Annotated in this window: 9 protein-coding genes; 7 read left to right on the top strand and 2 right to left on the bottom strand. The window is 68.5% G+C overall.

Going from position 1 to position 12,949, the window contains the following annotated elements; genetic code table 11:
* Positions 1 to 20: 20 nt before the first annotated feature.
* Positions 21 to 1,862, bottom strand: coding sequence for a flavin-containing monooxygenase (locus IEW34_RS15340; RefSeq protein ID WP_244642002.1), 1,842 nt, complete (start codon positions 1,860 to 1,862; stop codon positions 21 to 23).
* A gap of 147 nt (positions 1,863 to 2,009) precedes the next feature.
* On the opposite strand from IEW34_RS15340, the gene IEW34_RS15335 reads away from it, so the two are divergent.
* The 6 genes from IEW34_RS15335 (at position 2,010) to IEW34_RS15310 (ending at position 9,692) form a co-directional block, all read left to right on the top strand.
* Complete coding sequence (locus IEW34_RS15335) at positions 2,010 to 3,035, top strand: formamidase (RefSeq protein WP_188610076.1); 1,026 nt, start codon at positions 2,010 to 2,012, stop codon at positions 3,033 to 3,035.
* Positions 3,036 to 3,176: 141 nt separating this feature from the next.
* Positions 3,177 to 4,202, top strand: a complete 1,026-nt coding sequence (locus IEW34_RS15330) for a hypothetical protein (protein WP_188610075.1) — start codon at positions 3,177 to 3,179, stop codon at positions 4,200 to 4,202.
* Between the two features lie 147 nt (positions 4,203 to 4,349).
* A complete protein-coding gene (locus tag IEW34_RS15325) occupies positions 4,350 to 5,942 on the top strand; it encodes a long-chain-fatty-acid--CoA ligase (RefSeq protein ID WP_188610074.1) in 1,593 nt (530 codons plus the stop codon).
* Between the two features lie 112 nt (positions 5,943 to 6,054).
* Positions 6,055 to 6,462, top strand: coding sequence for an Hsp20/alpha crystallin family protein (locus IEW34_RS15320; protein WP_188610073.1), 408 nt, complete (start codon positions 6,055 to 6,057; stop codon positions 6,460 to 6,462).
* A gap of 9 nt (positions 6,463 to 6,471) precedes the next feature.
* The gene (lon, locus tag IEW34_RS15315; RefSeq protein ID WP_188610072.1) at positions 6,472 to 8,892 is read left to right on the top strand and encodes an endopeptidase La; all 2,421 of its coding nucleotides are present in this window, start codon (positions 6,472 to 6,474) and stop codon (positions 8,890 to 8,892) included.
* A 98-nt stretch (positions 8,893 to 8,990) separates the two neighbouring features.
* Complete coding sequence (locus IEW34_RS15310; RefSeq protein WP_188610071.1) at positions 8,991 to 9,692, top strand: DUF2161 domain-containing phosphodiesterase; 702 nt, start codon at positions 8,991 to 8,993, stop codon at positions 9,690 to 9,692.
* A 27-nt stretch (positions 9,693 to 9,719) separates the two neighbouring features.
* Here IEW34_RS15310 and IEW34_RS15305 read toward each other — a convergent pair whose 3' ends face one another.
* Positions 9,720 to 10,529 carry an AraC family transcriptional regulator gene (locus tag IEW34_RS15305; protein WP_244642001.1) on the bottom strand — a complete coding sequence of 270 codons (810 nt, stop codon included), beginning with the start codon at positions 10,527 to 10,529 and terminating at the stop codon, positions 9,720 to 9,722.
* Between the two features lie 266 nt (positions 10,530 to 10,795).
* On the opposite strand from IEW34_RS15305, the gene IEW34_RS15300 reads away from it, so the two are divergent.
* Positions 10,796 to 12,946, top strand: a complete 2,151-nt coding sequence (locus IEW34_RS15300) for a TonB-dependent siderophore receptor (protein WP_188610070.1) — start codon at positions 10,796 to 10,798, stop codon at positions 12,944 to 12,946.
* Positions 12,947 to 12,949: the final 3 nt, after the last annotated feature.

The following is a 12,949-nucleotide window of genomic DNA, read 5'->3' as shown; positions in this document are numbered from 1 at the left end:
TCTCGCTCAATCCCTTGCGGTCACGCCGCCGCTTCGGCCGTCTCGAAGGTCACGTCCAGTCCGGGCAGGCTGCCGTCGCGCCGCCAACGGTCGAGAATGCGGATGAAGGCCACCGGCCCGCGCCAGTACTGGTTGTTCTTGGCGACGCGCATATCCAGCTCGCCGCCCTCGTTGTTGTAGTAGCCCGGCGTGCATTCCTTCAGATAAGGCTGGCGGGCGACCGCCTGTCGGACGACCGTGTCGACCCACTCGGTTTCGGCCGTCTCGGTCGGCTCGAACGTCCTGATGCCGCGCGCCCTGACCTCGCCGAGAACGTGAGCGATGTGCTTGGTCTGCTCGTCCAGCATGTGCTGGAAGTTGGCGCTCTGGCCCGATTGGAGCGGGGCGACGATGAAGCAGTTGGGAAAGCCGCGGCTGAACAGGCCGTGATAGGTCTCGGCGCCGTTCTTCCATTTGTCCGTGAGGGTCCGGCCGCCGCGGCCATGGACCTCGAAGCCGATGCGCCGGGTGTAGTCGGTGCCCACCTCGAAGCCGGTCGCGAAGATCAGGCAGTCGAGCTCGTACTCGCGTCCGTCGACCACGACACCGCGCTCGGTGATACGCTCGACGCCCTGGCCGTGGGTGTCGACCAGCCGCACGCCGGGCCGGTTGAAGGTCTGGAGGTACTCGTCGTGGAAGCACGGCCGCTTGCAGAACTGGTTGTACCAGGGCTTCAGGGCATCGGCCGTGGTCTTGTCCTTGACCACGGCGTCCACCCGCGCCCGCACCCGCTCCATCTTCTGATAGTCGGCGAGTTGCACCAGCGCGGCGGCATCCGCCACCTCCTCGCCGGCCTGCGCCTTGCGGCGTGCCGCCAGCAGGATGTTGCCGATCAGGTCGGTCCAGCCGTCGTTGACCAGATCCACGTCGAAATCGCCGCCGGAGATGACGGTGGTGAAGTTGTCCATCCGCTCGCGCTGCCAGCCCGGCACCAGGCCGCCGACCCAGTCCGGATCGGTCGGCCGGTCGGCCCGCACGTCGACCGACGAGGGCGTCCGCTGGAAGACGTAGAGTTCCTTGGCCCATTCACCCAGGTGCGGCACGCATTGCACCGCCGTCGCGCCGGTGCCGATGATGCCGACCCGCTTGTCCGCGAGGCCCGTGAGCCCGCCGCCCGGATCGCCGCCGGTGTAGGCATAGTCCCAGCGGCTGGTGTGGAAGGTGTGGCCCTTGAACGTGTCGACGCCCGGAATGCCGGGCAGCTTGGGCCGGTGCAGCGGGCCACCGGCCAGGATCACGAAGCGCGCGCTGATCGCATCGCCGCGGTCCGTGCTCACCTGCCAGAGCGCCGCGTCGTCGTCCCAGCGCATCCCGGTGATGACGGTCTGGAACAGAGCGCGCCCATGCAGATCGAAATGGCGCCCGATGCGCTCGCAATGCGCCAGGATCTCCGGCGCGCGGGCGTATTTGCGCCGCGGAATGTAGCCGGTCTCCTCCAGCAGCGGCAGGTAGATGTAGCTCTCGGTGTCGCAGGCAGCACCGGGATAGCGGTTCCAGTACCACGTGCCGCCGAAGGCCGAGCCCTTCTCGATGATGCGGAAATCGTCGATCCCAGCCTCGCGCAAGCGCGCACCCGCGAGCAGCCCGCCGAATCCGCCGCCCACGACCAGCACCTCCACCTGCTCGACGACCGCCGGACGGGTGAAGCCGGGATCCCCGTAGGGATCGTCGAGGTAGTGGGCGAAGGCACCCGCCATCTCGACGTACTGGTCGTTGCCCTCGGCCCGCACCCGCCGATCGCGCTCGACGCGGTACCTTTCGCGCAGGGCCGCAGCGTCGAAGCTCACTTCATCTGGCGCGCGCGCGCGGCTGGGATCTGACACCGGGCTCCTCCATATCCGTTGTTATGGAGTCATCCTGCCATCAAAGTTTCGCGGTTGCGAGAGCCGGCGACGCGGCGCTTCGGCATCCCTCTTGCACGCTACGCGCAGAGCAGCACGATCAAACCCACGCCCCCAGGAGGATCTCGCATGAACGGATTAGGTGGTCTCAACAAGTCGCCGAACGGCGTCGTCATCGGGCTCGTGCAGCTTCAGCTGCCGAACGTGGCCACCAAGGCCGACCTGACGCGGCAGACCGCCCGGGTGGTGGAGCTCGTGGCCAAGGCCAGGGCCAACCTGGCCGGCATGGACCTCGTGGTCTTTCCCGAATACGCGCTGCACGGGCTGTCGATGGACATGAACCCGGAGATCATGTGCACGCTGGACGGGCCGGAGGTCGCCGCCCTCAAGCAGGCCTGCATCGACAACGCCATCTGGGGCTGCTTCTCCATCATGGAGGCCAATCCGGGCGGCAACCCGTTCAATTCCGGCCTGATCATCGACGACCGGGGCGAGGTGAAGCTCTACTACCGCAAGATGCACCCGTGGGTGCCGGTCGAGCCCTGGGAGCCGGGTGACGTCGGCATCCCCGTCATCGACGGGCCGAAGGGCGCCAAGCTCGCGCTCATCATCTGCCACGACGGCATGTTCCCCGAGATGGCCCGGGAGTGCGCCTACAAGGGCGCCGAGATCATGATCCGCACCGCCGGCTACACTGCGCCGATCCGCTCTTCCTGGCGCTTCACCAACCAGGCGAATGCCTTCTGCAACCTCATGGTCACCGCCAACGTCTGCATGTGCGGCTCGGACGGAACCTTCGATTCCATGGGCGAAGGCATGATCGTGAACTTCGACGGCGAGATCATCGCGCACGGCATCACCGGCCGGGCCGACGAGATCATCACGGCCGAGGTGCGCCCCGACCTGGTCCGTGAAGCGCGTCTCCATTGGGGCGTCGAGAACAACATCTACCAGTTCGGCCATCGCGGCTTCACTGCGGTCAAAGGAGGCGCCGGCGATTGCCCCTACACCTACATGCAGGACCTGGTGGACGGCCGATACCGTCTGCCCTGGGAGAACGACGTCAAGGTCACGGACGGCACCTCGTGCGGCTTTCCAGCGCCGACACGGCAGTATGGCGGCCAGCCGCGAGCGAAGCGGGAGGCCGCTGAGTGAGCGCTGGGAACTGAGGCGCCGCTTTCGCGCGAGCGAGCGCCCACGTCTGCCGCGTGACGTGGCGGGGCGACCCGGGTGGGGTGCGATGCGGCGAGGAGTCTGTTAAGCTCTTAAGCCAATTCCGCTTTCGGAGGCGGAGGAATGGCACGCGCTCGCCTCTGCACCCCCCTCACCCGGTTCCTGGCCGCCGCCATCCTCGCTGCGCCGGCGCTGGCCTTCACCGCGCCCGGCGCCGAGCTCGCCAACATGTATGCGGATCCAGCCGTCCTGCAGGCCTCCGTGCCGAATGTGCGGGCCTCGCCGTCCGGAGCCATGGGAGTCAACCGGGCGTTCGAGGCCGGCCAGCGGCCACAGCCTTTCGTCGAAGACCAGCGCGGGGCCGCCACGCTGATCCAGCAGGGATCGGCGACGCACCGGACCGACCTGGTGCAGGAGGGGTGGAAGGCCCTGGGCTGGGGCTTTGCCCATCAAAGACCGGACTGCACCTTCGACAGTGGCGACGCGATCCACAGCGCCGCCATGTTCCTGGAAGCCGCCGGCCGGGCCGAGCTCATCAACCAGAACTTGCCGCCGGCCAAGCGCTTTCCCAACAACCTCAAGGAGGGCATCGTCTGCGGTGCCCGTCAGCTGGCGGCCCTGGACCCGGACCGGTCCCCTGACCTGGTGAGACAGGCCCCCTATTCTCACCGCTTCTTCATCCGCGCGGCGGCCATGGGCCTCGCCGCGGCGCTCGGGCCGGACGTCCGGTTGCAGCGTGCCGCGGCCGACAGCGCCCGACGCGGCATCCGCGCCCAGCAGGCCGACGGCATGAGCCCGGAGAGGGGCGGACCGGACGTCGGCTACCAGGCCACCGGACTGGTCTACGCCGCCCGCTATTGGAGCGTCTGCCCCGACGCGCGGCTCAAGCAGGAGCTCGCCGCCTTCATCGCCAAGGGCGCCGATTGGCTGGCGCTCCGGGTTCGAACGGACGGCAGCGTGGATCCGGACGGCAGCACGCGCATTCTGGCCGAGAGGAACCGGGCCGGAAAGATCAAGGCGGTGCCCTACGGCGTTGTGGCGGAGGCGTTCGCGCTCGCGGCGCTGGTGACCGGCGACGGGCGCTTCGACATGTTCGCTGCGCGGATTCTGTCCTCCGGCGCCTTCAGAGACCACTTCAAGGTGCATTAGCGCGCTGTGGGCGCAAGGACACGTTCGGGCGGCCACCCCAGCTTGGCCGGCGCGCCCATCTCATCCAATTCGGCCGCATTGATCATAACATAAGATACGTTATACCCGCCGGCCGGGGACGTCCTGGTGGATCAAGGAAAGAGCGACATGCCGGACACGCCGGTTTCCGCACGCGGCGGCGATGCGTTGCGCCTCTCGCAGGCGCTCGAGCGGGCGGCGCGTCTGCGCGGGCGCGAGGAGGCCGTCGTCGACGGCGAGCGGCGGTTCACGTGGGCCGAGTTCAAAGCCCGGGTCGAGCGGCTGGCCGGCGCCCTGCGCGGCCTGGGCCTGGAGCCAGGCGGCCGGGTCGCCATGCTCGCCCACAACAGCCATCGCTATCTGGAGTTCTACTTCGGCGTGCCCTGGGCCGGCGGCGTCTTCACGCCGCTCAACACGCGCCTCGCCGTCCCGGAACTGGCCGCCATCCTGCGTGACTGCGGAGCGGAGATCCTGATCGTCGATGAGGCCCATGCGCCGTTGGTGCCCGAGCTCGCGCGCCTTGCCCCCTTGCGGCGGCTGGTGCTGGGCGCCGACGGCCCGGTGCCGGACGGCTTCGTCGGCTATGAGGCCATGCTGGCCGCCGCCGTCCCGCTCGCAGACGCCGGGCGGGGCGGCGACGATATCGCGGCGCTGTTCTACACCAGCGGCAGCACCGGCGCCCCCAAGGGAGTCATGCACACGCACGCCAACATCATGTATTGCGCCGTGATGTGCGCCGCAGCCGTCAAGCTCGACGAGGAGGCGACGAGCCTCATCTGCGGGCCGCTGTTCCACGTCGGTGCCGCGGGCGCCTGCATACCGGCGATGGTGACCGCCGCCCGCGTCGTGCTGCTCCCGCGGTTCGAGCCTGCCGAGGTGCTCCGTGCTATCGACGAGCACCGCGTCACGGCCATGAACCTCGTGCCGACCATGCTGCGGATGATGCTCGATCACCCCACGGCCGGCGAGCGCGATCTCTCCAGCTTGAGAATGCTGGCGTATGGCGCGGCACCCATGCCCGAGCCGCTGCTCAACGAAGCGCTCCAGCTCATGCCGGACGCACAGTTCGTGCATGCCTACGGCATGACCGAGCTCACCGCGAGCTGCACGGCGCTGCCGCCGCGCTACATCACCTCGCACCGCCATCTCGGCAAGGCCAAGTCGGTCGGGCGCGCGCTGCTGGGGCTCGACCTCGCCATCGTCGACCCCGAGGACAACATCCTCGGCCCGGGCGAGACCGGCGAGATCGTCGCCCGGGGACCGACCGTGATGAAGGGCTACTGGGGCCGGCCCGACCTCACCGCCCAGACGCTGCGCAACGGCTGGCTGCACACCGGCGACCTCGGCTACATGGACGAGGACGGCTTCGTCTTTCTCGTCGACCGGCTGAAGGACATGATCATCACCGGCGGCGAGAACGTCTATTCCACCGAGGTGGAGGAGGCGCTCTACGCCTTGCCCGGCGTCGCCCAATGCGCGGTCATCGGCATTCCCCATCCCAAGTGGGGCGAGAGCGTGCACGCCATCGTCGTGGCGGGGCCCGGCGCGGAGCTGACGGAGGCCGCCATCATGGCCCACTGCCGCGGCCGCATCGCCGGCTACAAATGCCCCCGGTCCATCGAGATCCGTGACACCGCTCTCCCGCTCAGCGGGGCCAACAAGATCGACAAGCCGGCGCTGCGGACGCCGTTCTGGGCCGGGCGCGGCAGCCGGCTGGTCTAAGCGCACCAAGCCGCGCGGGCCAGCCGGACAGCGGCTCGGCCGCGCAACTGGAGTTCGGGCGCTGCTCGCATATATCCTACCGCACGGGTGCAGCGGCACAGGATGAGCGGACATGGCCACGAGAAGCACGGCGGATTGGATGTTGGCGGAGGCGATCTCCGCCCTGGCGCAGGCCGAGCGCATGCAACGGCAGCTGTTCCGCCTGCGGGCGTCGCAGGAGGCGCCGGAGCCGTGCTGGGAACCGCTGACCGACGTGATCGAGACCGACGCGGGCGTGCTGGTCACCGTCGCCCTCCCCGGCGTCGATCCCGATGACGTGGTGTCGACCATCGACGACGGCATGCTCGTCGTCGCCGGCCGCAGGGCCCTGCCGCCCGAGCTGCGTCATGCGGTGATCCACCGGCTCGAGCTGCCGCAGGGACGCTTCGAGCGCCGCATCCCCCTGCCCCCGGGCCGCTACGCCATCCACCACTCGGCCCGCAACGGCTGCCTGGTGTTCGCCCTGTCCAGGATTGCCTGAGGCCACGCGATGACCGAACTTACCGATGGACATCCCGCCCTGCCGGCTGACGGCGCCTCCTCGTCCGCCCCCCAGGGAGGCGAGCCGCAGCGTCTGCCCGATGACGCGCTGATCATCGTGCCGGTGCGCCGCGCCGTGCTGTTTCCCGGCACCGTCGTGCCGATCACCGTCGATTCCCCCAAGGCTATGGCCGCCGCCCAGCAGGCCGTGCGCGAGGAGCGCCAGGTCGGCATTCTTCTGCAGCGCAATCCGGAGCTGGACGATCCCGGGCCCGAGGACCTGCATCGGATCGGGACGATCGCCAACATCGTCCGCTACATGACGGCGCCCGACAACACGCACCACATCATCTGCCAGGCCGCGCAGCGGATGCGCGTTCTCGACTTCCTGCCGGGCACGCCGTTCCTGGCGGCGCGCACCCTGCCCATCGCTGAGCCCGAGACCCGCTCGCCGGAGATCGAAGCCCGCTTCCTGCAACTCCAGAGCCTCGCCGTCGAGGCCATCCAGCTCTTGCCGCAAGCACCGCCGGAGCTCGCCGCGGCGCTTCAGTCCGTCACCTCGCCGGCGACGCTCGCCGATCTTGCCGCCACCTACCTGGATGTGCCGCCGGAGCAGAAGCAGGACATCCTGGAGACGATCGAGCTGGCGGCCCGCCTCGACAAGGTGTTGCGGTTGCTCGGTGAGCGCATCGAGGTGCTGCGGCTGAGCCACGAGATCGGCCGCCAGACCAGGGCCACCTTCGACGCCCGCCAGCGCGAAGCGGTGCTGCGCGAGCAGATGGCCACCATCCAGCGCCAGTTGGGCGAAGGTGACGGCAGGGCCGACGAGGTGGCCGAGCTGACCAAGGCCATCGATGCGGCAGGGATGCCGCAGGAGGCCGAGCAGCAGGCGCGCCGCGAGCTGCGCCGCTACGAGCGCATGCCGGAAGGCGCCGCCGAGGCGGGCATGGTCCGCAGCTATCTGGATTGGCTGATCGAGCTGCCCTGGGCCTTGCCCGCGGAGCCGCCGATCGACATCGACAACGCCCGGCGCATTCTCGATGCCGACCATTTCGGGCTCGAGAAGATCAAGCGCCGCATCATCGAGTATCTCGCGGTGCGCAAGCTGGCGCCCGAGGGGCGCGCGCCGATCCTGTGCTTCGTCGGGCCGCCGGGCGTCGGCAAGACCTCCCTGGGCCAGTCGATCGCGCGCGCCATGGGGCGCCCCTTCGTCCGCGTCAGCCTGGGCGGCGTGCACGACGAGGCGGAGATCCGCGGCCACCGGCGCACCTATATCGGCGCGCTGCCGGGCAACATCATCCAGGCGATCAAGAAGGCGGGCGCGCGCAACTGCGTGATGATGCTCGACGAGATCGATAAAATGGGGCGCGGCATCCAGGGCGATCCCTCGGCGGCCATGCTCGAGGTGCTCGACCCGGAGCAGAACGGCACCTTCCGCGACAACTTCCTGGCCGTGCCGTTCGACCTGTCGCGGGTGGTGTTCATCGCCACCGCCAACATGATGGACCAGATTCCCGGGCCCCTGCTCGACCGCATGGAGGTCATCAGCCTCCCCGGCTACACCGAGAGCGAGAAGCTCGAGATCGCCGAGCGCTACCTCGTGCCACGCCAGCGGCAGGCCAACGGCCTGACGGGGGAGCAAGCGCAGATCGGCTCGGCGGCGCTCGGCGCCGTCATCCGCGGCTACACGCGCGAGGCGGGCGTCCGCAACCTGGAGCGGGAGATCGGCCGCGCGCTGCGCCACGCGGCCGTGCAGATCGCCGATGGCAGCGCCAGCCGCGTCGCCATCGACGAGGGCGACCTGCCGGCGATCCTGGGTGGGGTCCGCTTCGAGGGCGAAGTGGCGATGCGCACCAGTCTGCCGGGCGTCGCAACCGGCCTCGCCTGGACGCCGGTCGGCGGCGACATCCTGTTCATCGAGGCCTCGCGCATGCCAGGCCGTGGCGCCCTGATCCTGACGGGACAACTCGGCGAAGTGATGCGCGAGAGCGCCCAGGCGGCTCTGACCTTGGTCAAGAGCCGGGCCGGCTCGCTTGGCCTCGACGCCGCCCTGTTCGAGAAGAGCGACATCCACATCCACGTGCCGGCCGGCGCCACGCCGAAGGATGGGCCGAGCGCCGGCGTCGCCATGTTCATGGCGCTGGTCTCCCTGCTCACCGGACGCACGATCCGCAGCGACACGGCGATGACCGGCGAGATCTCGCTTCGGGGCCTGGTGCTGCCCGTGGGTGGCATCAAGGAGAAGGTCGTCGCCGCCGCCTCTGCCGGCCTCACCCGCGTCATGCTGCCGGCGCGCAACCGGCGGGACTACGAGGACATCCCGCCGGACGCCCGCGACCGGCTCGAGTTCGTGTGGCTTGAGCATGTGGACGATGCGGTCGCCGCCGGACTCAGCCCGGCCGCTGCGGCCGATACGCCAGCCGCAGCCTGAGGTTGCCCCACCTGAACCGCCTTCCGTCACGGCCGGCAAGATTTCTTTAGCGAGCCTGCGGCAGCATGGCGGACGTCATGTCGTCGTGAGGCCCGCCCTTGGAAACTGCCCTGTATCTGCCGGTGAAGCGGTTCCTCGAAGGCCTGGGCTATACGGTCAAGGGCGAGATCGGCGGCTGCGATATCGTGGCGCTCAAGGGCGATGCGCCGCCGCTGGTGATCATCGGCGAGCTGAAGATGAGCTTCAATCTCGAGCTCGTGCTCCAGGGCGTCGACCGCCTCGCCGTAGCCGACGAGGTCTGGCTCGCAGCGCAGCTCTCGGCGCGCGGCAAGGGACGGGAGAGCGACGCGCGCTTCCGCAACCTGTGCCGGCGCCTCGGCTTCGGCCTGCTCGGCGTTTCCGCCACGGGCCGTGTCGACATTCTCGTCAGTCCCTGCGCGCCCACGCCGCGCAAGAACCCGCGGCGTCGCTCGCGTCTCGTCGCCGAACATCGCCGCAGGCAGGGCGACCCGGTCGCCGGCGGTGGCTCGCGCGCCCCGATCATGACCGCCTATCGCCAGCAGGCGCTCGCTTGCGCCGCCGCACTGGCCGCCGGTCCGCTGCGCCCACGCGACCTCAAGCCTCGGCTGCCGGATGCCTCCAAGATCCTGCTCCGCAACGTCTATGGCTGGTTCGCGCGGGCCGACCGCGGCATCTACGACCTGACCGACACGGGTCGCGCAGCGCTGGCGCGGTGGCCGCAGGAGCATGTGGCCATTGGCGAGGCCATCCAAGCCTCCCATCCCGCCGGCCGGTCGTAGCCGGCCCGAGCCGAGCGGCCGAACGAGTCAACCCGCAACCGGGAAAGTCTCGGCGATGGTCCGCTTCAGCATGTCGCGCAGCGCATTGGGGCTGCGGTAGCCGGCCGTGCGCGCCGCCGCGCGCAGCGAGGCCCCTTCCGCCTGCAGGGTCAGCGCGTGCAGCATCCTCAGGCGCCGGCGCCATTCGGCGAAGCTGAGGCCGGTCTCGGCGCGAAAGCTGCGGGTGAAGGTGCTGCGGCTGACGCCCACTTGCTCGGCCCAGTCGTCCAGGTCGTGGCCGAGCGACGGGGTCTGCATCAGCGCCCGGCAGAGCTTGCGCAGCCGCACGCTGTGCGGCATCGGCAAAGCGATGCGGATCTCCGGGGCGAGCGCGATCTCCTCGGCGGCGAGCGCCGCCAGATGGCCGCCCCGCCCGTCCTCGTCGTACAGCAGCGGCCCATCCGCCAGCGACCGCAGCGCCACGTCGAGCAGCGCCGAGACCGCCACGACACGGCAATCCGACGGCACCTTGCCGCCCAGGGCCGCGCCGCTGAGGAAGGCGGCCCGCATCTGGTGGCAGCCGTAGGCGGCGAGTTCGTGCGGCACGTCAGGGGGGACGAGCAGCGCGTATCCCGCCGGGGCCGTCCACGTCCCGCCCTCGGTATTGAGCACGAGCAGGCCGCCGGAGGCGTGCAGCAGCTCGGTGCGGCGGTGGCTGTGCCAGCGCGTCTTGGTGCCGCTGACGAACGATTGGTTGAGCACGGCGAGCGGGCGCGGTGTCTCCTCGTCGATGGCCAGCCGGTTCAAGTACGGCTGCCGGACGTGACCCGAATTCATCGATTGGACCGATATGGTCATTTTTAGCTCAAATTTGACCCAAACGCGGTCTTTTCTGATCCACCCCCGATTGAAGGTCAAGCTACGAATATTCGAGCACCGAGGCTAGTTTGGAATCTATCTAAATTTATTCGATCACGAGATCGCGTCAATAGATTGAACCAGACGATTCAAAGAAAAGCTTCGGAATTAGGATAGCATTGAGCTATATCTCTCGGAGTACTGTTCTCATGTGTCGTATTTTGCCCCATCGGCACGGCCTTGCTACAGCATCGTGTGCGGCGATATTGGCAATCGCCGCGTCCGCTGAGGCGAGCGCCCAGGGCACGGGGCGCGAGGGGACAATTCAGCTCGAGACCATCGAAATTCAGGGCCCGGGCGAGACCGGGATCGGGCCGGTGCAAGGCTACGTTGCCAAACGCACCACGACCGGCAGCAAGACCGACACGCCGACGCTCGAGATTCCGCAGACGATCAACATCATCACCGCCGATCAGATCCGCGATCAGGGGGCTCAGAGCGTCAGCCAGGCGCTGCGCTACACGCCGGGAGTGACCGGCGAGCAGTATGGCGCCGCGTCGAAGTTCGACAGCTACACCACGGTTCGCGGCTTCAAGGCCGACTTCTTCCTCGACGGCCTTCACCTGCCCGACGGCTCCTCCTCCACCGATTGGGCCACATCGGTCATCGAGCCCTACGGCCTGGAGCGCATCGAGGTGCTGAAGGGGCCCTCGTCGGTGCTCTACGGGCAGAGCGGCCCGGGCGGCATCATCAACATGATCAGCAAGCGGCCGACCGCCACCCCGCTGCGCGAGGTGCAGCTGCAGACCGGCAGCTTCGGCCGCATTCAGGGCGCCTTCGACGTCAGCGGCGCCGCCGACAACCAGGGACAGTTCCTCTTCCGCCTCACCGGCCTCGCACGCCAGGCGGGTACCCAGGTCGACTTCGTCGATGACGACCGGATGTTCTTCGCCCCCTCATTCACCTGGCGCCCCAGCACGGACACCAGCCTGACCGTGCTGGCCCAGCACATCAGCGAGCGCAACGGCAGGACCGGCTTCAACTACCTGCCGACCTCAGGCACGCTCAACGCCAATCCGGTGAACGGCTTTCTGCCCTTCAACCGCTACTCCGGCGACCCCGCCTTCGACCGCTTCGACCGCGACCAGTCGTCCATCGGCTACGCCTTCGAGCACCGCTTCAGCGACAGCCTGAGCTTCAGCCAGAACCTGCGCTATACCTACAACGACGTCTTCCTGCGGGCGCTCAACCGCAACGGCGAGCTCCTGCCCGACAACCGCACCCTCAACCGGGCGGCGTTCCGCATCAACGCCACGGCACGGGCCTTCACGGTCGACAACCACTTCGAGGCCAAGCTGCAAACCGGCCCGCTGGATCACGTGCTGCTGTTCGGTCTCGACTACCGTGACGATTCCAGCACCTACGACGTCGGTCGAGGCGCGGCCCCGCCCATCAACATCTTCAATCCGACCTATGGCTTTGCGATCGCCGATCCGGGGCTGAACTTCCAGCTCAAGGACGCCAGGCTGCGCGACCTGGGCATTTACGCGCAGGACCAGATCAAGTTCGGCGGCGGCTGGATCGCGACGCTCGGCATCCGCAACGACTGGTCGGACGTCAAGACCTCCACCTATACGGTGACGAGCCGCTCCCTCGTCAACGCCTCGACCAACGACCGCGCGCTGAGCGGCCGTGTCGGCCTGAGCTACGTCTTCGCGAGCGGCCTTGCCCCTTACGTCAGCTACACCACGTCGTTCCAACCGACCGCCCAGACCGACTTCTTCGGCGCCGCCTTCAGGCCGCTGACGGCCGAGCAGTACGAGGCCGGCATCAAGTATCAGCCCGTCGGAACCAACATCTCGCTGGCCGCGTCGGTGTTCGACATCACCCAGCAGAACACGGTGACCGCCGACCCCAATCCGCTGCATCCGTTCGCCAACGTTCAGCTCGGCGAGGTCAAGGTACGCGGCTTCGAGTTCGACGCGCGCGCCCAGCTCACGCCCGAATTCGCCATCATCGCCGGCTATTCGTTCCTCGATACGGAAGTCACCAAGAGCTCGGTCGCGGCCGACCTCGGCGACCGTCTGGCGGCCACGCCCAAGCACCAGGCCTCGATCTGGGGCGACTACGTGGTGCAGAACGGCGCGCTGGCCGGGCTCGGCTTCGGCGGCGGCATCCGCTATGTCGGCGACACCTACGACGTCGCCAACACCGTCAAGATCCCCTCCTACACGCTTGTCGACGCCACGCTGTCCTACGACCTTGCCAAGGTCTCGCCGAAGCTCGACGGCGCCAGGCTGTCGGTGGTGGCCAAGAACCTGTTCGACACCTATTACGTCTCCCAGTGCGGCAACGTACCGGGCTGTACCCTGGGCACCCGTCGGACCGTGCTGGCGACGTTCAACTATCGATGGTGATCC

Source organism: Chelatococcus reniformis, assembly GCF_014640075.1.
GTDB classification, from domain to species: domain Bacteria; phylum Pseudomonadota; class Alphaproteobacteria; order Rhizobiales; family Beijerinckiaceae; genus Camelimonas; species Camelimonas reniformis.
Note: the sequence above shows the minus strand (reverse complement) of the source record. Positions and strands in the feature narration are given on the sequence as shown.

Excerpts from the sequence above, each read along its gene's own strand:
- IEW34_RS15335 (WP_188610076.1), top strand. The coding sequence starts at position 2,010 with ATGAACGGATTAGGTGGTCTCAACAAGTCGCCGAACGGCGTCGTCATC.
- IEW34_RS15330 (WP_188610075.1), top strand. The coding sequence starts at position 3,177 with ATGGCACGCGCTCGCCTCTGCACCCCCCTCACCCGGTTCCTGGCCGCC.
- IEW34_RS15325 (WP_188610074.1), top strand. The coding sequence starts at position 4,350 with ATGCCGGACACGCCGGTTTCCGCACGCGGCGGCGATGCGTTGCGCCTC.
- IEW34_RS15320 (WP_188610073.1), top strand. The coding sequence starts at position 6,055 with ATGGCCACGAGAAGCACGGCGGATTGGATGTTGGCGGAGGCGATCTCC.
- lon (WP_188610072.1), top strand. The coding sequence starts at position 6,472 with ATGACCGAACTTACCGATGGACATCCCGCCCTGCCGGCTGACGGCGCC.
- IEW34_RS15305 (WP_244642001.1), bottom strand. The coding sequence starts at position 10,529 with ATGACCATATCGGTCCAATCGATGAATTCGGGTCACGTCCGGCAGCCG.